This window comes from Providencia sp. PROV004 (assembly GCF_011045615.1).
Taxonomy (GTDB): domain Bacteria; phylum Pseudomonadota; class Gammaproteobacteria; order Enterobacterales; family Enterobacteriaceae; genus Providencia; species Providencia rettgeri.
In genome coordinates, this window is record NZ_CP042859.1 from 2,590,506 (window position 1) to 2,611,895 (window position 21,390).

Sequence of the window (21,390 nt, forward strand, 5' to 3'; positions counted from 1 at the left end):
CCTGAAAAAAATATGCAGCTAAATTCCATCGCAATTATCCTTTTGATAATTTTGAAACCCTTGATGTTATGGGGCCTGTTGAAGTATTTGGCCGCTTAGAACATTGCCAAATTGAATTTATATCACCTTCAGGAAAGGCAATGACTAGCTCTCAAGGGGTTACAGTCAATACACGCCCTATACTTACCCCATTCTATCAATATATTTTGATACCTGGAGGGCAAGGTACTCGCTCATTATCGCAGAATGATGATTATATTCAGTGGCTGAAAAAACAGGTCGAGTATGCGGAAACTGTCATTTCAGTTTGTACTGGTTCCGCACTTCTTGCTCAAACGTCCCTTTTAAACGGCTTTAAGGCTACAACAAATAAGCTCGCTTATCAGTGGGTAACTTAACTCAATGACCGAGTATTATGGCAATCTAAAGCAAGATGGGTTCATGATAATAAGTTTTATACCTCATCTGGCATTAGCGCAGGTATTGATATGTCATTACAGATTATCTGCGATTTTTATAACCGAGACATTGCAAATAATATTGCGCTTAAAATGGAGTATATATGGAATAAAGATGCTAATCATGATCCTTTTTCAAAAGTAATCATTTAAGATGTTCATAGCTTTATTTAAATCAACTTATTTGATAGCTAATAAATATTATTGATTTATTAGTCATCTTTAATTATTCAAATAATAACTCCGCCAACCAATAAAAACAAAAAATTAACATTTATTCTCATGATTTAACTTTACATTTTCAATCTTACACATCCCAAAAAGAAAGCAACTAACTGAAAACAAAGAAAATAATTAACCATTTTTTATAACCATTAAATTTTAAGTATCCATTTAAATTTGTTAATATTAATTCTTATTTTAACAATCTTAGTTTGATGAATTCTTGCATTAGCTATTTTACTTATTTTCGTTATAATCCCTTACTATAAACAATGTTATTATTTATTAATGTTTAAAGCTCTAAATCGCGATTTTCATCATATTTATGTTCTTTAAATCTTTTAAAACACTTTAGTTTTTAATATACTATCAAATGTAATTTTAATTAAGTGCATTAAATAATAACCCTTCATATAAATTGAGGATGTCATATGGACATTCATACTATAATTGGTATTAAAATAAAAAACCGGAGAAAAGAACTCGGTCTATCTGGAGCTAATTTAGCTAATAAATTAAATTTAAGTCAACAGCAAATCTCACGTTATGAAAATGGAATTAATAAAATACCTATCAATCATTTAGTTGATATCGCTGAAGCGCTAAATTGCCCCATTGAATGGTTTTTCCAAGGTTATACGAGTGGATTAAAAAATGAAAAAAATGATGAATCCGAACATATCAATAAAGAACGACAGTATGTTGCTGAAAGCATAATTGTTGATTTGAAATAAGTCTTCTATAATAACTACGAATTATCATTTTTAATATAAAATAAAGGCTGACTCTAAATATAAAATCAGCCTTTATTATTAAATAAAATACTTTTAATAATTAATCATATGTAATATCAAAGCGCATTTGAGCATAAACTTCACCGGGTGAAGTTCTGTCTTCATATTGAAAATAACGAGCGGTAAGTTCTATATCGATATCTTTTGTATCATTATTATTTAATGATGCTACACGATATGGGCGGCCAAAATTGATTGGGCTTTTATCTTTTCGTTCTATAACTTGAACACCAATTCCTTTTGCTGGGCTATAGGTACTTTGGTTTGCTAAAACACCGTTTACTTGAGTCCCTGTCGCTTTTATCCCGCTAAAAGTAACATCAATATTAGTCTTACCCGTAAAACTAGTACCGCCACTACATTTCAACTTTATGGTAAAATCTTTTTCACCTGCAGGTTGGTCTCTCGCTGTTAATTGAACTCGTTTTATAGGGTCTAACATTACATTTTGATTTTCACCACTTGTCACTTGGCAGGATGGAGAAACGATAGTAATAGCATTTGCATCTAAATAACTAACTAAGATTGGACTGTTATTAGGTTTATATCCATAAGTGGTATAAATACCACTTGCTAGTGTTCCGGTTCCTGTATATTTAGCCGTTTTTATTATACTTAGCGTAAAAGTAGAATCATTTAATGACATTGGGGTACTATAATATCCCACATTTGTAGGAAAAGTACTTGGGTAAGTCATAGAATGCTGCCGACCCGATGAGCGGTGGAATTTTAAACCAATACCTTCAACATTCGTTTGGTAAACTTTCCCACCAATATCGCGTAAATCAGGCATGACCACTTCAGCCTCAATATTCACCTTTCCACGACACCAGAGGTAGGTTTGGTTAGTATTCATTGAATAATCTTGTGTTTTAATTACACTCCCAACCGGAAGGTTAGGATCTACAACAATTTTTCCAAGTCTCATATCTACTCTATATGCCGGCTGACTTGTTCTTTCGCAACTATTCATATAGATGTATCCAGGGCGCCCATTATTTGCAGATACGCCATTTGCGGTAAATAGTAACCCTACCCCAATATACCAAAACCATTGATTTTTTATTGACATAGAACTTCCTTACTATTTCCTGCAGCTAATGAGAATGTACATTGACCTTTATCCCACGTAATAATGGCATTAGTTGCAATTTCACTGCTAATGAACACCATACCACCTTGCCCAACAATACCGATTGCCTCACCTTTTTGGTCTGTCACATTAGCGCCAAATGGTAGTGGTTTGTTATTAGATCTTTTAACGTTATAAACCACATTTTTTTCAATCTTAGTACCAAATTTAACCTTAACGACACTACCTTCATAAGGAACTATCTGTGATGACATATTTTCAAAAATAATATCTTCAGAACTGCCTTTCGGGTCAATTTCGATTTTATTAGTGCGATAAGCTCTTACATAAGGCGCAATAGCATAACCATGACTATCAATTGTCGTCCCCATCGCCCCTACCACTGATGCACCTTCTGCGTCTTTCGCCTCAATCAATGCAATTGTGGTTGCATTATTCGGCGTTAGCGTTATTCCACCGGAGTGCAAAACTAATGACCCATTTGCGCCTACACCATATTGGCGATAACCTTCACCTTGGCTGTAATTCGCATTTGTATTGACCGACGATGTACGGTAGCTAGTATTAAGACCGATATTTTTCGCACCACCATTTGCAACTGAGGTATTGATTCCGTATGTCCAATTATTATCACGGTCAAACGTACCACTGGTACCTATTTGGCTACTTCCGAACTTTTCATTATTAAATGTAGTATTAGACGTTAAGGTGGACACCTGATTCTCTCCCCAATAAAGAGGAATGCTCAAGTTCACACCGAGCCTGTCATCTTTTTTATCATGGCTATTTTGTGTATATACCCTCATAAATGACAAACCATATGAAAGGCGATTGATGCTATTGTTGTAACTTAGTTGATATTGTTTTTCTGTTCCTGACTTATCCCAATAACTTGAAATACGCCCCATGAAATAAATTCCACCGTAACCTTCAGGTAAATTTTGGTTAATAGTGTAACTGAAACCATTTTTTTCACGCCCTAATGTATCGACAACGCCACGTTTATCGTTATCAATAGCATAAAGTGCATTATTAATATTGTAATAATCTTTCGTTGAATATCGATATGCTGCTAACACAAGATTAGTGTCTGTTTCAGTGAATAACTTATTAAATGTAAAACGATAACTTTGCCCATAATCTGTACGATGATTAAATACAATGCGAGATTGCGTTACATCAATTGCAACCGCACCAATCCCAGTATTAATACCACTTCCTAACAAATAAGCTTGGTAATCATCAAAAGCAGTGACCCCACCATAAAGGGTAAATGTATTATTAATCCCATGCTGAAGAGTCGCTTGCATAACAAAAGGACGATTTCTTAAATTTTCAGAATCAGATTTACCGCCCGCTATTTGGTAACGCGTAAACCCTGGACGTAATAATTGTGCTAACGAAGAATACGGCACACTAAAATTAGTCTCGCTACCATCAGCCTCTTTTACTGTAACATTCAAATCATTACCATAACCCGATGGGTAAACATCATTCAAACTAAATGGCCCAGGAGACACGGTTGTTTGATAAATAATATTGCCATTTTGCCGAATCGTCACTAAGGCATTACTTTGAGCGATCCCCCGAATTTCAGGCGCATAAGTTGTCATCCCATCTGGATACATATTGTCATCCGTTGTTAGCTTAGCCCCTCTTAAGCCAATACTATCGAATAAATTACCATCCGTATAAAACTGCCCAATAGTCGCTTTTGATTTTAGTGCGGCAATGGGCCTTTGCAGATAAGTTTGATTGCTATTCCATTCAGAACCTGTAGAACGTTGCCAACCCAAATTCCCTATATGTTTCAATAGCCAACCATCATAACTTAAGCCAGCATTAACGCCTAAATAGGCGCTAGAGCTATTTGAACCTTGGTTTCCACTGATATGGCTATCATAGTAATTAGCCATATAGCCAATATTTAATGCAGGAATTCCTGTTTCCCAAAATTGCGAAGAAACATAACCCCGAGAAATTTTTTGTTCGTAAATTTGCGGTACAGAAATATCTAAACGTAGTGTCGACGTATGAAATATATCTTTAACTTCTTTGTCGCTGTTCCACTCATCCAACGGCAGACAAGTAGCACTGTTTTTATCAATTGATGGATTAAATTTTTCAGTATCAATACCTAAGTTTGAAAGTAACTCTCGGGTATAACAACCCCCTAATTGTTTATTTTTTTGTTCTTCAAAATTAAGTTCGTAACGCCCTTTCCAATCATTATTCGTATATACATCAACTGAATACTTTCCTGGACTAATCCCTGTCGCATTAAAACGGTCTAAATCAACGTTGTCTTTACTTCCCATAATAAAGCCACTATTGAATTCATAGGTTTCTTCTTCAGCTGAGGCATGGAATACGGGAACAATCCATGACGTAATAAAGCAGACTACAGAGAGTGTATTGCTATATTTATTGTTTAACTCTCGCTGTTTCATTATATATTCCTATTTTGCAGTTAGAGTCACCGCAACATCTGAACCATAGTCATTAATATTGTTAACAACAACCTTACTGCCAGACTTAATTGCCTGCTTTAATTCAACTAATGTTTGATTTTTGGGTTCTATTAAAACAGTTTTATCTGTAAGGCCAACCTTTCCATCGGTGGATATTTTTGTGACCGTAATATAAAAAGGTGTTGGATTTTCAATAACAATATTCTTACCATTTGTTTTGATAACTAACTGTTCAGGAGCTAATTCTCGGCTACCTAGCCCAACAGGCCGGTAAAAAAACTTAAAACGAGAACGAATTGCTAGCTGTAAAACATTCTGCATTTCCCCATCTTTGCCTTTTACAGTAGGCGGAATATCTAGAATATTAAGCCACCATAAACTTTCCCTATCTTGGGGAATTTGCCCTTTATCCATTAACTTTATGCGTAAATTTTGACCACCCTTTGCTTCTACTCGAGAAACAGGAGGAGTAATTTGAAATGGGGTTTTTATCGTATCAGGTGTTTCTGATGCATTACCTGTATCAAGCCAAGCTTGAGCAACCGCAGGACGTTCTGCTGTATTTGAAAGTTGTACGGTGATCTCTTTCTCATCTCCAGGGTAAATAAACCTCGTACCATTAACAATTATATTGTTAGCAAACGAATTAATACTGAAGATAAAGCAACATGCTAATACGATAGCTTTCATTTAAACCTCAAAACATAAAAGCGGCAGTGTTCTACCGCTTATTGCAATAATATCCATTAGTGTTTTACTACAACGTCTAATAACACTAACTTAAAACAACCAACCTATTCTTATTGATAAGTGATTTCGTAAGTTGCGTAGCTTTTAACTTCACCTGCAGTAACTTCTGTTGGTTTATCGGTGATATAACCTACGTAATATTGGAAACGTGAACCTTGGTCAATTTGGGTAATAAGTTCGGATGGTTGTTGATTGTCGCCGCCTGGTACGATGAATTTTTTAGCATCATCAGCCGATAAGACAAATTGGATATTCTTCGCACCAGTAGAATCAGTATTCGCTAAATAACCTAATTTTTCGCTACCACTTAATAAGTTACCACCAGTCCACACCACACCGATCGTTTTAGCGTTGCCGCCAACTGATGTTGCTGAACAGTTAGTCACATCAATTGCAAATGTTTTTGGTTTTAATAATGTACCTTTACCACCTGCTTGAATTTCTTCCAATGAAATTGGTGCTAAGTATACGCTTGCATCGCTACCTTGACCGTCAACAGAAACAGTACAAGAAACATCAGTTACTTTACCGTTAAAGTTAACTTGGCCACCGCCAACTTTATTTGCTGCATTAGCTGTTGATAAGCCGATGATTGTTGTAGCAACAGCGGTCAGTAGTACTTTCTTCATTTTCATTTCCTAATATGAGATTTTTATTCTTACATTTAAAGAACTTATTAAGTTTTTATTTAATTTATTGGTAAATAAAGAAAAATAAAAACTCCACCGCATATTGAATACAGTTAGTCATTTATGTTTCATTTTTAAACCATTTTTACTAATGCAAATAAATATCTTTCTTAATTAGTCCTATTTAGAATTTATAATCATATGCTCTATATGATTTCGAAGAGAGGATACATAATAACTTAAATTTTATTAAATCGTTTTTTTCATCACTTATTAATTTTTTGATAGGTAAAGACTATTAAAACAAACCTATTGATTGAGCATTTTGATGTGCTGATTCCACTAATTTACTCGTACAAAGCTTAATATTTAGATTTTAATATCTATTAATTTTGTATTATCTTATTTTAATTCAACCAAACTAAAAAATGAAAATTATTATAAAATACAAAAATCGTTATAATTGGATTGAATACATATTTTAATTCACATTTTGATACTTTCTGTCGCAAAATATCCACAATATTAATCTAATAATGAATATCACATAAAGGCTCAAACATTAATATAATTAATATTTATTAATCTGTGAAGATATGTAATACCCGTCAATTACAAATATTAAATTTCGAATTATTATGCTTGAATATCAAATTAACACACTATGGGTGTATAGGCGTTCTTTTATATTAACAGTCTGCTTTGGTCGTTATTAAAGTTTAAAAATGTGAATTTTTACGAGGTAAATGTCGATTTTAATCAAAATTAAAAAATAAATGGAATGAGGGAAATAAAAATGATAAAGGAAATAGCGATAAAATCGCAATATAATCCTTTATTCATTCAACTTGATCTTGTAGTAAAAACCAGAATACCAAATTATTTAGCCGAAGCTATGTTAAAAAAAATTATCATTATTTTTGATATAGGATAAGAAACCCCGATTAATTGTACAAACTATAAACTGTGTTATATCAATTTTCTTGCTTTATAACCTAATGAAAATAATGATGTTTTCTTAAAACGAACACCCCATGGAAATGTGATCTATGCATCAATTTTTAACATTAAGAATATTCCTAAATAACTCATTGCGTGTGTTAAAGTGTGACCAAATCCAAAAAGCCATCGCTAAAAGATGATGTTTTACTCTATTACTTATCCACTAGCAGACAGTTTAACGTCTTTTTGGCAAATCAATCACTCTAATAAGACTAATTTATTTAGCAATTACATAACATAAGGTAGCTGTTTCTATTTTAGTACAACAAATTACCGGTTATGAGACATTAGTGGATAAAAATATTTTATATCAATAATTTGCCATAAACAGATGAGGTCATCCTTACTAAATCTATATGAAGCTATCAAAATATTGCCTCCCCCCTTATGATGAGCTTAATAAGTATTAGTCCTGTTATTACATCGCTATTTAGTTGATCAAATGACAAAAATACGCTGACAACTAGTAGTAATATCGGCTAATTTCAAGAAATAATTAATGCAAAATAGAAATATTATTGGATTGGAACTGTTAGATTGGAACTACAGCAAAATCTTCACTAAGTTTTCGCTGTAGCAGTAATCAAGAAGTGAATAATTGGTTAATGTTCGTTCTGACGGTATAGAGCCCACTCTTCTATTTTCTCACCTGAGGGCAAGATACAGTACCCGAGTTGCCCTTGCTCTGTTCTCTTAATTTCTAATTTCCCACCAATTTGTTCACAATACACCGAAGCAGGGTTGGCCATGCCTACCGCTTTTGACTCAATTGCGGTTGTATTGGAAACACATCCGGAAATAGCAGCAAAACTCACTAACATAAGTGTTTTCTTCATAAGAAATATTCTTTAGTTAATTTGGAACGTTCATTTATTATTATGGAATGAGACGAATATAAACTGATTTTATTAATAAATAAAAGCCATTTTACTTACGCCTTTTGTTGTCAAAAAGGACAATCAAAATGCCAAAAAAGGCAATTAGCAAACTGCCAATAATATAATTCTGCCTATCAAATGCCAGCCCTGAATCCTTCACACTCTCACCATAAACGATAGGAATACTTACATCCATATTGTAAGAAATAATCGCGGTAATGAGACCTATAATTGTGAGTACCACACCAAATGTTTTCATTTCCATCCTCCATGTTACTCTTACAAGAAATAGATTAGCTAAGTATCTTGAGAAAAGCAAAATGAGAGGTCACAAATCATCATTTTTCCTCAAATAAAAATATTATGGTTTTAAGATATAACATAAAAAATTGTGAGAGGTTGGTTTTAAAGATAGATTTTCATGCAGTTAAAATTTTAAGACTGATAAGGCTAATAACTAGAAGGCAATATTGAATATTTATTGAAAACTTCTATAACTAATAGAATAAATAATCACACCTTGTAGTAGTGTGATTATTATTTACTTTCATTTAACACACTATAATGCACCAATTAAAATGAATAAATCATCATCGATGCAACTTGGCTAAATTTTTCAAAAAAAGAAATTATTGCCGGTAAAATAGCAATATTTAGAATGGCAAATAAGCCTACAGTTGAAAGTGATATTTCCATAATAACTTACTGTATCATAGAGGGTTACTACTACCCCCTACCCATCGGCCTATTCATAATGTGTTCTTCCCAATCCACCACATCAATTTCTCTGACCGCGATATGGCGAACAGACACGCCTTCATTATGCATTGCCGCTTTAGAGCCGGTTTTTAATGGGTGCCAGGCCGGGAGAGGCTTCCCTTCTAATAACAAACGGTAAGCACAAGTGCTTGGCAGCCATCCAAATGTTTCTAAGTTATAGCGATTAAGTTTTATACAATCCGTTTCATAACTGAAGCGGTCTTCATAATGCTTACACTGGCAAGTTTTTAGATTTAGCTGATTGCAAGCGACATTAGTAAAATAGATTTCATCTGTATCTTCATCCATTAATTTGTGTAAGCAGCATTGCCCGCAACCATCACAGAGAGATTCCCATTCTTCATCCGTCATTTCATCTAAAGTTTTAAATTGCCAGAACTGCGACATAATACTTTTTAATCCTATACTTAAATAACCCGTGTAGTCAGCGAGTGATCATTAATTGATAATTTTAGCATATCACCAGAAGCTAATGGGCCAACACCTTCAGGTGTACCCGTTAAGATGACATCCCCTGCACGTAATGTGAAAAAGCGGGACATATAGCTAATCAGAGGTAAAATTGGCGTGATCATATCACGCGTTGAGCCCTCTTGGCGAACTTCACCATTTATTTCCAGAGAAAGCTGAACATTTTGTAAGTCATTTGGGTTACTAATAGGAATAAAGCCAGAAATTGGACATGAACCATCAAATGATTTGCTTTTTTCCCATGGCTGACCTGCTTTTTTAAATTTAGCCTGCAAATCACGTAAGGTTAAATCTAATGCAACTGCATAACCGGCGATAGAACGTGATACACGATCTTCATCTGCATTTTTTAATGGCATACCAATTAAGATTGCCATTTCAATTTCATGATGAACAGCACCAAAATCTTTTGGAATAACAATTGATTGAGTAATATCACACAAGGCAGTTTCTGGTTTAATAAAAATAACAGGTTCTTCCGGTATAGCAGACCCCATTTCTTTTATATGCTTTGCATAATTACTACCAACACAAACAACTTTATTTGCAGGGAAATCCAGTAACGCACCTTGCCAGTCACGATGTTGATACATAATAGTACTCCTATTATCGTTATTGTATTTTATTAGCGATACCATCTGCCATCATGCATACACTCAATGCAAAATAATACGAGCGGTTCCAATGCATAATGGTTCGAAAATTTTCGGTCACTAAAAATGTCCTGCCTTCAGGGTCATCCGGAATAACCACCCACGTTTTTACGCCTGAAGGTAACTGAGCGAATGCAGGTAATGTAACACCTAGTTCTTGCCATTCACTAACAGATCTTCCTTGTTCTGCTTTTACACCTTCCAACGTTTTATTAAAATCTACAGGTAAGTTAACTTGGTAACCCCATGGTAATTTAGCTTGCCAACCTTCTGTTGATAAATAATTAGCGATGGATGCAAAAACATCAGATTTATTATTCCAAATGTCCATTTTACCATCACCATCACCATCTGCTGCATAAGACAAATAAGAGGTTGGCATAAATTGACTCTGGCCCATCGCTCCAGCCCATGAACCTTTGAGCTGTTGATCTTCTGGGATATAACCTTTATCCATTATCTCAAGCGCAGCTAAAAGTTGTTTGCTAAAAAGCGCTTCTCTTCGTCCTTCAAAAGATAATGTCGCGAGTGCCGAGATAACATCTTCTTTACCCTGTGAGCGCCCAAAACCACTTTCTAATCCCCATAATGAAACAATAAACTGAGGTGGAACGCCATATTTATCACTTATAGCATCTAGAGTGGATCTGTTTTCTAAATATTTGTCATAGCCTGCATTGATACGCGATTGTGGTAATACGTTTTTTAAATAGCTTGCTAACGTAACCGTCGCCCTTTTCTCTGGTTGGCCTTTATCTGCTTTCACTACACGCTCAATAAAATGGATATTAGCAAAAGCACGTTCAATGGTGGCAGGCTTAATCCCCTGTTCAATAGCATGTTCTTTCAGTAATTCCACATAAGCAGGAAATTGTGATGGTTCACGTTGTTCAATAGGAAATGCTTTATCTAAAGCAACGACTTCTTGCGCTATAGCCGCATTTTGTTCTGCTGTAATCGGTTGAGTAACAATTGATTCGTTATGAGTTGCAGAGCAACTTGTTAAAAACAAACCAGCGACTAATGTATATAATAACGTTGGTTTCATTTGTCTCCTCCAGACTGTCATTGCTTTTCAGGATTTTCTTAATTTGCTCTAGTTATTCAGTTCTTTGTGTTCTGAAAGCAAATTTTCCACCGGAGGTGGGAATTGTAAGTAATAACCAACTTCTAAGAGGTCAGATTTAACCTTTGCCAAGTCAGCATTGGCGAGCTTTTCACGCTTATCTAATGAGACAAGCATAGCAAATTGAGGTGTACCAAATTGGGCTAATAATTCATCAGGAACACGTGAAAAATCATCTTTCTTCTCAATATAAAGATAAGTTTGGTCACGTTTAGGGCTTCTATAAATTGCACAAATCATTATATTTAACTCTTTTTCTTAGTTCATTAGCTTGCTTGAAGTATATAGTAACTATAACATGCTATTGTTTTACAGAATATCTTCACCCGAGGATTGTTTCGGAAATTTTAATTTGCTGAGTCTGGATAGATGCCACAATCGCCAATAGAACTTAAAGGCAGCAGTTTTACTCTTTCAGTTATTCACTTATACAGTGAAGAGCCTAAACTCATCAAAAAAGCGCTGCAAGATAAAGTAAATCAAGCTCCTGATTTCTTTAAAAATGCTCCTGTCGTGATTAACATTGCTGAATTATCCCCAAATGTAGATTTACAGAGCATTCATCGTTCTGTTATATCTGCGGGATTACGTATTGTTGGGGTTAGTGGGTGTACTAACCCGCAAATGCGACAAAAAGCAAACGATGCTGGTTTACCGATATTAAGCGAAGGTAAAAGTCAAAAACCTGTTGAGATTCAGCCTGAGCCTCAGGCTGCTACAGTTCAAACTGAGCCTTTATATCGTAAAACTCGTATTATCAATACCCCTGTTCGCTCTGGACAACGTATTTATGCACCAAATAGTGATCTGATCGTCACAAGTAATGTTAGTGCAGGTGCAGAACTATTAGCAGATGGTAATATCCATATTTATGGCGTGATGCGAGGCCGTGCATTAGCAGGGGCCTCCGGCGATATTGAAAGTCAGATTTATTGTACTCATTTGCAAGCTGAGCTGGTCTCCATTGCAGGTGAATATTGGCTGAGCGATCAAATCCCTGCTGAATTTCTCGCCAAAGCAGCTAAACTTTGTTTAGTTGATAACAAACTTAATATCGAATATTTAAATTAGACCTTATTTACAAGGAATTATTCATGGCACGCATAATTGTAGTGACTTCAGGTAAAGGTGGCGTTGGTAAAACCACTTCAAGCGCGGCCATAGCTACTGGCCTGGCACAAAAAGGGAATAAAACGGTGGTGATCGATTTTGATATCGGCCTACGTAACCTTGACCTCATCATGGGGTGTGAACGTCGAGTAGTCTATGACTTCGTAAACGTTATCCAAGGTGATGCAACCCTGAATCAGGCTTTAATCAAAGATAAGCGCACCGAAAATTTATTCATTTTACCTGCTTCGCAAACACGCGATAAAGACGCATTAACGCGTGAAGGGGTAGGAAAAATTCTTGATGAATTAAGCGATGATCTTGGTTTTGACTTTATTGTTTGTGACTCCCCAGCAGGTATTGAAAGTGGCGCTTTAATGGCACTCTATTTTGCTGATGAAGCCATTATCACTACCAACCCGGAAGTGTCTTCTGTCCGTGACTCTGACCGTATTTTGGGTATTTTAGCATCAAAATCACGTCGCGCAGAAAAAGGTGAAGACCCCATTAAGGAACACTTATTATTAACACGCTATAACCCTGGCCGTGTAACCCGTGGCGATATGCTAAGCATGGAAGATGTTCTGGAAATCTTATGTATTCCTTTGATTGGTGTTATTCCTGAAGACCAATCTGTACTGCGCTCTTCTAACCAAGGTGAACCGGTCATTTTGGATACAGAATCTGATGCAGGCCAAGCCTATGATGATTGTGTTGCTCGTATTTTAGGTGAAGATCGCCCTATCCGTTTCATTGAAGAAGAGAAAAAAGGTTTCTTAAAACGCCTATTTGGGGGATAAATAATGGCTTTATTGGATTTCTTTCTGTCGAGAAAAAAAACGACAGCGAATATCGCAAAAGAGCGATTACAAATCATCGTTGCAGAACGCCGCCGTGGTGATAGCGAGCCCCCATATCTTGCAGATATGAAAAGAGATATTTTGCAGGTTATCTGTAAGTATGTCCAAGTTGACCCTGAGATGTTATCAGTGCAATTTGAGCAAAAAGGGGATGATATTTCTGTTCTTGAACTAAACGTTACTCTACCTGAAGGTGACGAAATAAAAACAACAACAGAAGAAAAGTAATTTGCAAAGAAAGCCGCTGTCTAATTTTAGGATTAATTCAATAGGTCGCGGCTTGCTTTTATCTTATTAATATAAAACAATAAATTAAGAACTACCCTCGGGCGCTAATTTCAAACAGCTATTCAGGTTGAAAGCCCACCGCTATTAGGCAATTTATAACTCGAATTCAATTGACAATGTTATCTGTTTTTTTAAACCCTCTGGTGGTATGCCAACAGGGCGACTCTTTGCTATAGCCGTCAACGCAGCTTGGTCGAGTTGTGTATGCATAGAAGACTTAGCAATACTCACCCTTGTTATCTCTCCCGATGACGTAAGCGTAAAATTCACCAGAACCTTTCCTTGAATATGGGTATTTCTCGCTTTTCTTGGGTAACGTTTATGGCGCTCTATTTCTCTACGTAATTTATCAATATAAGATTGATAATTCGCACTTATATTATCCCCTACTGCCCTCGTATTTTGCGCACCCTGTTCCCCTGCGGCATTTGATAAAGTACTATTTTGGCCAGCTTGCTGTTCTTGTTTTACATCATCGTTTTTTTTATTTTGTTGTTGTTCTTTCCGCTTAATCACTTTTTTATTTGGTTGTTTTTGTTCTTTTTTCTCGATAACTTTTTTCTGTACATCCGAAACTTTATTTTCATCACTATGCGTACTTTTTTTATTAGCAACTTTGATTACCGCATTTTCATTTTGTTGCGGTTCAGAAAGTAAACCGCCAGTTAGTTTATTATTTAATGTGACATCACTTATTTGCTTTTCAATTACATTTTGCGTCAATGCAATAGAGATAATCGCCGCCTTTATTGGCGTATAAATTTGTGCGTGACGTGTTTTTTCAGCACTTAAGCAATAAAAAACGATACCAAAATGAAATAATAGCGAAACCATAACAGCAAAATTAAAACGTAGAGTAAGCATTTTAATATCCCTAATAGCCCCTTCGCTAATGCCAAAACATAACTACATCAACGAAGGGGAATCCCTTTTAGAAGCGACTTGTTACATTGAAGCGTATAGTTCTACCCGGTGCCGGCATCATACTGCGGGTTAGAGGATCAATATAATATTCATCAAATAAATTTGTAGCTAATAATTCAAACGATAGGTCTTTATTAAACTGGTAATTAACATAAGCATCAGCAGTAAAAACCGCATTCCAGCTCATTGGGCTATTATTTAATGGTGCATATGAGAATGGATATTTATCTATCATTTCCGCCTCATCCTCATTTTTTGCTTTACTGTGATAACGCATACGGCTACCCACTTCCAAGCTTTCATCTAAGAAACGTAAACCTAGGTTGGCATGAATACTGTATTTGGGTTGCAATTGAGTACGTAAATAGCCGCCGGGGAACCCAGCTGTTGTACACTCTGAGCCCCCAAATTTATTATAGGGGTCCATCACCATCAATGAGACTTCATCACAAACTTCATTTTTTAAGCGGTAATCTACCCCTAAGTCACCAAATACCCAGCCATTATCATAACGTGCCAATAGTTCCAAACCAGCTGTGTTATGTTTATCAACCTGCGTAAAGACTAACCTGTCGTTCCTATCAAAGGCATTTGTGACTACGGTGTTGTAGTAATTTATACGTAAGTCAGCATGATTTTCTGCCGCAACCAGTTCTTGGAAATTACGCACATATCCCAGTTCTATTGTATGGCTACGTTCTGGCAAATAAACCGGTGGCACATAGTTTGCTTCACGTCCCCCTGAAAAACCAATAGTGTCTTCAAAGATACTTGGCATTCTAACGGTCTCTAAATAACGCCCAAATATTCGGTCGTTCTCTGTTAGGTAAATAGTTGCTCCTAACGCTGGCGCCCAAGCCGATTCTTCATTTCTTTTTGGCGCTTTAAATTTTTGGTCATCTGTGAACATAACTTCATCTGTTTTTTTATTACTAAGCGATCCCAATCGATATTTTTTCGCTTTTAAACCTGTTACGGGATCTATTATTTCTTCTTTTAAATCAATCTCGCCATTATAGAATGGGTTATTTTTGCGTATAAACCGGTTATTTTCATCGACCTTCCATTTCACTATATTGTTTCTTTCTGTAATTCTAAACTCAAATTTTTTTCTATTTATATCCTCTCGATAGCTAGCATCACTTAATGAATTAGCTTTCATTTTTAGTGCTTTTTCGATAAAAATTCTCTGATTATAAAGTTTTTCTTTTATATCTTCGTATGTATTCCCTTTATCATCAACATACTGCTGTATTGTTTGGTATTCTTCTGCACTTAATAAACGGGATAACCTATAGTTTCGAGCGGTTATATGGCTATAGGGCGCATAATTTACATCTTTGGCCGCAATGCGTCTCTCTTTTAATAAATCCCTTGACCAATAGCTAATATATTGAGCCCCCGCATTCAGGCTTAACCAATCAGTAGGCTGCCAATCAAACCGAATAGTACCATTATATTCCCGACGCTTACCTTCCCTTGGGATAGCACGGAACATGTTCCCCTTGGGGCTAGAATCCGAATTAAAAATATCTTCACGACTACCAATGGTTTCATCAATTAAGCTTCCCATTAAAGTCACTTTAAATTCAGGTGTAATTTGAAACTTATTGGATAATGAAACACCATAGCGATCGTTAAGTTGGTTTAATTTAATGCCATCAACTAAGGTGCCATTAATGGCAGGGTTTTTAGCCACATTTTTATCTCGACCAAATTCATAATTCCAATCTCTTTCCATTGGTTCCCTAGGCTGGCCACCTGCGGTATTTGAGTTTAAATTAGTTTTTGTCAACCAATAACCTAAGCGAAAATCAATCCAACCAATGGACTCAGGTTTGAACGAATAATTGGCGTAAAAAGTATTTAGCGCCAAGTAAGCCAAAGGCCATTGCGGAATTTTCCCCTCAAGATCATGATAACGAATTTGTGATGGCATAATTTCGCCATAATGACTCACTGTACGCATATAACCCAGAGATAAATCTTGCGCATTCGGTAACATCAAATTTAATTTAGTCAACAACGTCGACATTTCATTCGAGGTATTCGCCACCTCTGTATTTGGCCCGTAAATTCTGGCTACAAAGGGTATATAGGGGTCTATCGCCTTATTTGTGTTATTAGGGTCATAGGTAATAATATCATCATAAAATTTATCCGCCCCACGGCGCCCTGCAAAATAGTTGCCTTGGTTGCGGTAGCTGTATGCCAGCATCAAATCAAACTTTTCTTGCCGTGTTCCAACGGCAATGCGTGCTGCGTTATCTTGCAGATTAAAGAAATTGGCGTTACCTTTACTACGAGCATCAACAAGCATTTCGTGATCTTGAAAATAAATTCCACGAAACTTCTGCATGTCTAACGTACTCAATAGGCGCTTATCATCACGATAATCTATACCGTGGTTTAAATGGTTAATCCGCGGCTTTGTAGAGTTACTCGATGTTTCTAATTTAATATCAAAACCAAATTTGTCATTTTTATCCATAACATCGTCAATACCAATGGTGGTTATCGCCACTCCACCGCCTGTCGATGTACGCACATTACGGTCTAGCGTTGCGCTTTTCATTACTTTAATACTGCTAATCATATTCGGGTCGATATAATTGCGGTTATTCGCCCCGTTATAGCCACGCCACACAGTGATAGCCTGTTCTGTGCCATCCACAGTCACCGGAACACGCCCTTGCCCCTGTATCCCTCGTACATTGGGGTCTATCGCCCCGCTATTACGGGCGTCACCACTATATACCCCTACTGCATGGTTAATGGTGTCTGCGGGGTTAGTGCCTTTATAACGATCAATTTCTTCTTTACTAATATAAATGTTTGATTCGTCTTTATCATATTGGTCGTCCGCCCCTTTTCTATCACGCTCTTTGATAGTGGTCGCTTTATCATTTACCACAATAGAGCCGATGTTTTCGCTTTGTTGGGCGTAGACTAAACTTGCAATACTGCTAATAGATAACCCTGTCACGATATTAATGGCTATCACTGTTTTGATTTTCATTATCTGTTCCGGTGAAAATTAAAATTTCTTGGTGAAATTGACACCGACTTCACTTTGCTTAAAAGAATAAATAATATCTGCCGTGCTTTTATTCACTTGGCTATTAAAATAAATAGAAGGTGTAAAGGTTAATATTTTATTTTTATCAAATGTTACTTGGGCATTTAAATATCTATTTTGATCTTTTCTTTTTACATTTAAATACACATCAAACTGTTCGAAATTTGTTTGCTTGTAACCTACCGCAACAAGTAAATCACACAGTTCGGTGACCTTTAAAAAACCGGCTCTAATCCCATACTGTGAATAACTATCACTATTGCGTTGTTTTTCCCGATTGGCTCCATGTATTCCCCCAAAAGCGACTAACTGAGAATCAACTAAATAGGTCCCAAATAGTGAATAGATCCATTTATCACCATCATTAAAACTATACTCATGAGGATACGTTTTATTTTTATATTCAAAATCACCTAAAATAGTTACTCGATGATTTAACGTATATTCTGTTGCTATTTTTCCTCCTAGGCTTAAATTATAATATTGGTTATCATGCCATTTGGCTTCAAATATGGGCAACATGCCGATTTTTGTATTCGCATTCTCAAATTGATAACCCCCGCTAACAAATATATTTATTTTTCTAGCCGTGACTGTTTTCATCGGTTCTAACCCAAACGCACCGAATGATAATAGCCCTGAATGGTTACCCACGAGAGGAAACCGCTTTGTTGATTTAATATAATAATGCCATTTTCCACCTGCGATAGACTGATTGCTGCTATTCATACATTTACTACGAAAACAGTACATTTCACGGCTATTTGATGCTTCATTTAAATTAAAATCATAACTTGAACCTAGCTTAACCATTCCTTGCCAGCGATTTTTATTCTCTAAATATATTATTTTATTTTCAATATATTCAGCTAACTTACTTGATATTCCCCCGCTATGTTTTGTTTTTATATTCTGATATATCGACAATGCTGCCTCATAATGTTTAACATAAGTTAGTGCTCGTGCAAGTTTTAACTCAACCAAAAGCATATTAGGCTTGTGAATTAAAATTTCATTATATAACCTAATTGCCAAATCATATTCATCATTTAATATCGCCTTTTCAGAGTGAATATATTTAACCAACTCTTTATCATGGTCTTTATGACTAACATAATTATCAATAATTTTATTTATTGCATCAAAATGCCTCTTCTGAATTAGATCATAAAGAATAAAGCCAAGTTCGTCGATATTTTTTTTACTATATTTTATATTATTTATTTCTGACTGATATTTTTTGTTACTATAACCATTTAGACCATTAGTAATCTCCTCTTTTATATCTTGAACTGCCTGTGCTGAGCGTGGAGAAAAAAATAATAATAAAATTATATATATTAAATTTGTTTTTTTATTAAAAATAAACATATTAAGATTACCATTTTAATGATACAAATAAAAAAGTAGACAAATTTCCTTTTGCCTACTTTTTTTATCCAATTATATTTTCAGTAATTATTCGTCTCTCTGCCCACCAAATGCCGTGTCTAGCTCACGATTACTCTCATAGAAAAGAATACCTGCCACTTGTTCAGCATTCTCCCCAAAGAGTTGTCCCATACTCTCACCATGATCTGTTCCATTAGCAATGGCAGCACCGATAAATTTACCATCTTCTTCAATGGAGCCCATCATGGAGTGGCTATTCGTTCCTTCTAATGCACCTGTATATGATTTATCCGTAAAATCAGCATTAAACCAACCCGTCTGTTTTGCTTCACCTGCGAATTGGTTAATGCCTGCTATAGTATAAGTCGCTTGGCCACTGGTTGGGACTTCTGTTGTTGCATTCGCACCGGAGAAATAAACCGTGTGCATTGCATCATCGGCTAAGCCAGTTTGTGACCAATCACCAAAATATACCTCGGCATCTGCAACTTGACTAAATTGGAACTTGCCCATGCCACCGTGCTGGCTACCGCCACTTTCCAAAACATAAACATTGTCTGGCTTTTGTGTTACCATACATTTTAAGCCAGAAAATGATTTGGTTTTGCCTTCCTTCATAAAGCGAGAACCAATTCCCGGTGCACCGATACTCCCCCCGTGTGGCCCCATGGTTGATTGAGTTTTATCGACAATAATATTTGTTAGGCCATCATTATAATTTAAACTCTGATTTGATACCGTTTCTGCCATAACACCAACAGAAAATATAGAGAAAGATACTGCAACTGTAATTAATGATAATTTCTTCATTTGCACGTCCTTTTCAATAGAAGTTTGAATTAGGTATTTTTTTACAAAGACACATTAAATAAAAGTTTATTCTTTCCTTTAATGTTCGAGATTGAGTATATGCAAATGATTTTTATTTACAAATGAGGGGGATATAATTCAATTTTTTATTATTAGGCAATAAGAAAAAATAATCTTTTATTTTTTAAGTGGTTAATTAAAAACCCTATAGTATCTAATTTTATTTATTAGGGTTTTCATTAAGAATTAATTATATTTTTAAGAGTAATTACAATTATTGGATAAAAGTAGAATAAATATATTGACAAACAATAAATAGAAATGAAATACAGGTGGAGAAAGTAAACTAGGTTATTTAAATGAGATACAAGAAGTACTCTTCTTGTACCTCATAATATGCTATACGCTTGCTAAGAGCTTTGCTATGGGCTCAGCGAGTAATCGCCCTCGCCAACCAGCCAATAGCTCAGGAGGTGTAGCTGAAGACTTTAACCCCCAATGAATAGACAGTAATTGGTTAATTTGCCGTCTAGAGGCCAATAATTCTGCATTAAATTTTTCGTTTTCAGCAATATCTTTAACCACTGCTTTAATTTCTTTAAACACGCTTTTGTATTGGCTCTGTTCAGTAATATTCGCCACCGGTGTTGGGTATTGGCTTTCATCAAGTTGTTTTGCTTGTTCGACAATCGCTAATAAACGCTTACCATGGCAACGAATTTCTTGCCCCGTTAAACCAAGTGCATCGAGTTCACCAAGAGAGCCTGGTAAATAGCGGGCTACTTTCCACAGGTGCTCTTCTTTCACTACAAAATTAACCGCCATATCACGTGCTTTAGCTTGGTTTAAACGCCATTGTGCTAATAATTGTAGGCAAGCAAGCTGTTCATCACGTAGTTGCCACGCATTATGGATATTCATGTAGGCTTTTTCTGGCTTTAGTGTTTTTTGCCGACGAGCCACAACACGTTGGCACTCATCTTTTGCATCTTCCAAATAGCCTGCTTCAGTCACTTTTCCCATTAAAATTTCAGCTAATGGTAGCAAATAAAGTACATCCGCCGCTGCATAATCACACTGTTTTTCGCTTAGCGGACGCGCGAGCCAGTCTGTCCGTGATTCACTTTTGTCGAGCTCAATGCCTAAATGTTCAGCAACCAATGACGCAAAACCACAAGAAATTGGGTAACCTAAAAATGCAGCCACAACTTGTGTGTCGATCATCGGCTCAGGTACACAATCGAAATCATGCATAAACACTTCGAGGTCTTCACTCCCCGCATGTAAAAATTTTAGTTGCTCTGGGTTGGTTAAAAGTGCTTTAAATGGGCTAAAATCCGTGATTAATAATGGGTCAATTAACGAAACTTGCTTTCCATCATATAGCTGTAGCAAACCTAGTTGTGGGTAATATGTTCGGGTACGAACAAACTCGGTATCCAAAGCGAGCCATGGTGCATTACTAGCCTCTTGGCATACTTGGGCTAATTCACTATCTGTAGTTACTAAACGATAATTCAAAACAAGTTTCTCTTTTTTATTTTCATCACAATGACGCCGGTTAAAACCGGCGTCATCTATTCTTTGTTTAAGACTAAAC

At 35.9% G+C, this 21,390-nt stretch carries 20 protein-coding genes; 5 read left to right on the forward strand and 15 right to left on the reverse strand.

Annotation, left to right across the window (positions count from 1 at the left end):
- Nucleotides 1-68: 68 nt before the first annotated feature.
- Nucleotides 69-398 carry a DJ-1/PfpI family protein gene (locus tag FVA69_RS21300; RefSeq protein WP_196718413.1) on the forward strand — a complete coding sequence of 110 codons (330 nt, stop codon included), beginning with the start codon at nucleotides 69-71 and terminating at the stop codon, nucleotides 396-398.
- Nucleotides 399-1,111: 713 nt separating this feature from the next.
- On the forward strand, nucleotides 1,112-1,414 hold the full coding sequence (locus FVA69_RS11610; RefSeq protein WP_109912175.1) for a helix-turn-helix domain-containing protein: 303 nt from the start codon (nucleotides 1,112-1,114) through the stop codon (nucleotides 1,412-1,414).
- Nucleotides 1,415-1,514: 100 nt separating this feature from the next.
- Here FVA69_RS11610 and FVA69_RS11615 read toward each other — a convergent pair whose 3' ends face one another.
- The 10 genes from FVA69_RS11615 to FVA69_RS11660 form a co-directional block, all read right to left on the reverse strand.
- Entirely contained in the window at nucleotides 1,515-2,546 is a 1,032-nt protein-coding gene (locus FVA69_RS11615; RefSeq protein ID WP_164528882.1) for a fimbrial protein, read from the reverse strand.
- Nucleotides 2,537-5,017: a fimbria/pilus outer membrane usher protein gene (locus FVA69_RS11620; protein ID WP_164528883.1), complete on the reverse strand. Its 2,481-nt coding sequence runs from the start codon at nucleotides 5,015-5,017 to the stop codon at nucleotides 2,537-2,539. The genes FVA69_RS11615 and FVA69_RS11620 overlap by 10 nt, the downstream gene beginning before the upstream one ends.
- A gap of 9 nt (nucleotides 5,018-5,026) precedes the next feature.
- Nucleotides 5,027-5,728: a fimbrial biogenesis chaperone gene (locus FVA69_RS11625; RefSeq protein ID WP_102140365.1), complete on the reverse strand. Its 702-nt coding sequence runs from the start codon at nucleotides 5,726-5,728 to the stop codon at nucleotides 5,027-5,029.
- Nucleotides 5,729-5,838: 110 nt separating this feature from the next.
- A complete protein-coding gene (locus FVA69_RS11630; protein WP_004910744.1) occupies nucleotides 5,839-6,417 on the reverse strand; it encodes a fimbrial protein in 579 nt (192 codons plus the stop codon).
- Nucleotides 6,418-8,021: 1,604 nt separating this feature from the next.
- On the reverse strand, nucleotides 8,022-8,255 hold the full coding sequence (locus FVA69_RS11635) for a putative hemolysin (protein ID WP_109913289.1): 234 nt from the start codon (nucleotides 8,253-8,255) through the stop codon (nucleotides 8,022-8,024).
- 91 nt (nucleotides 8,256-8,346) lie between these two features.
- On the reverse strand, nucleotides 8,347-8,556 hold the full coding sequence (locus FVA69_RS11640) for a hypothetical protein (RefSeq protein WP_004910742.1): 210 nt from the start codon (nucleotides 8,554-8,556) through the stop codon (nucleotides 8,347-8,349).
- A gap of 467 nt (nucleotides 8,557-9,023) precedes the next feature.
- Nucleotides 9,024-9,464 (reverse strand): YcgN family cysteine cluster protein, encoded by a 441-nt coding sequence (locus FVA69_RS11645; RefSeq protein WP_004910740.1) that lies wholly within the window; start codon nucleotides 9,462-9,464, stop codon nucleotides 9,024-9,026.
- 20 nt (nucleotides 9,465-9,484) lie between these two features.
- A complete protein-coding gene (locus FVA69_RS11650; RefSeq protein ID WP_004910738.1) occupies nucleotides 9,485-10,141 on the reverse strand; it encodes a fumarylacetoacetate hydrolase family protein in 657 nt (218 codons plus the stop codon).
- A gap of 19 nt (nucleotides 10,142-10,160) precedes the next feature.
- Nucleotides 10,161-11,249, reverse strand: coding sequence for a lytic murein transglycosylase (locus FVA69_RS11655; protein ID WP_004910737.1), 1,089 nt, complete (start codon nucleotides 11,247-11,249; stop codon nucleotides 10,161-10,163).
- Nucleotides 11,250-11,297: 48 nt separating this feature from the next.
- Nucleotides 11,298-11,567 carry a YcgL domain-containing protein gene (locus FVA69_RS11660; protein WP_004910736.1) on the reverse strand — a complete coding sequence of 90 codons (270 nt, stop codon included), beginning with the start codon at nucleotides 11,565-11,567 and terminating at the stop codon, nucleotides 11,298-11,300.
- Nucleotides 11,568-11,696: 129 nt separating this feature from the next.
- Between FVA69_RS11660 and minC the strand changes: the two genes are divergently transcribed.
- Genes minC through minE form a run of 3 tightly spaced genes read left to right on the forward strand, consistent with a single transcriptional unit; the run spans nucleotide 11,697 to nucleotide 13,525 of the window.
- Nucleotides 11,697-12,398, forward strand: a complete 702-nt coding sequence (gene minC / locus FVA69_RS11665; RefSeq protein WP_004910735.1) for a septum site-determining protein MinC — start codon at nucleotides 11,697-11,699, stop codon at nucleotides 12,396-12,398.
- A 23-nt stretch (nucleotides 12,399-12,421) separates the two neighbouring features.
- Nucleotides 12,422-13,237: a septum site-determining protein MinD gene (gene minD, locus FVA69_RS11670; RefSeq protein ID WP_117161948.1), complete on the forward strand. Its 816-nt coding sequence runs from the start codon at nucleotides 12,422-12,424 to the stop codon at nucleotides 13,235-13,237.
- 3 nt (nucleotides 13,238-13,240) lie between these two features.
- Nucleotides 13,241-13,525 (forward strand): cell division topological specificity factor MinE, encoded by a 285-nt coding sequence (minE, locus tag FVA69_RS11675; protein WP_004910733.1) that lies wholly within the window; start codon nucleotides 13,241-13,243, stop codon nucleotides 13,523-13,525.
- Nucleotides 13,526-13,678: 153 nt separating this feature from the next.
- Here the strand turns inward: minE and FVA69_RS11680 are convergent, their stop codons facing one another.
- The 5 genes from FVA69_RS11680 to rnd form a co-directional block, all read right to left on the reverse strand.
- Nucleotides 13,679-14,449 (reverse strand): TonB family protein, encoded by a 771-nt coding sequence (locus tag FVA69_RS11680; RefSeq protein ID WP_110731912.1) that lies wholly within the window; start codon nucleotides 14,447-14,449, stop codon nucleotides 13,679-13,681.
- 67 nt (nucleotides 14,450-14,516) lie between these two features.
- Complete coding sequence (locus tag FVA69_RS11685; protein WP_117161950.1) at nucleotides 14,517-17,528, reverse strand: TonB-dependent receptor domain-containing protein; 3,012 nt, start codon at nucleotides 17,526-17,528, stop codon at nucleotides 14,517-14,519.
- 18 nt (nucleotides 17,529-17,546) lie between these two features.
- Nucleotides 17,547-18,959 carry a surface lipoprotein assembly modifier gene (locus tag FVA69_RS11690; protein ID WP_164528884.1) on the reverse strand — a complete coding sequence of 471 codons (1,413 nt, stop codon included), beginning with the start codon at nucleotides 18,957-18,959 and terminating at the stop codon, nucleotides 17,547-17,549.
- Nucleotides 18,960-19,046: 87 nt separating this feature from the next.
- Complete coding sequence (locus tag FVA69_RS11695; protein WP_164528885.1) at nucleotides 19,047-19,790, reverse strand: Slam-dependent surface lipoprotein; 744 nt, start codon at nucleotides 19,788-19,790, stop codon at nucleotides 19,047-19,049.
- A 399-nt stretch (nucleotides 19,791-20,189) separates the two neighbouring features.
- A complete protein-coding gene (gene rnd, locus FVA69_RS11700; protein WP_004910722.1) occupies nucleotides 20,190-21,311 on the reverse strand; it encodes a ribonuclease D in 1,122 nt (373 codons plus the stop codon).
- Nucleotides 21,312-21,390 lie beyond the last annotated feature (79 nt).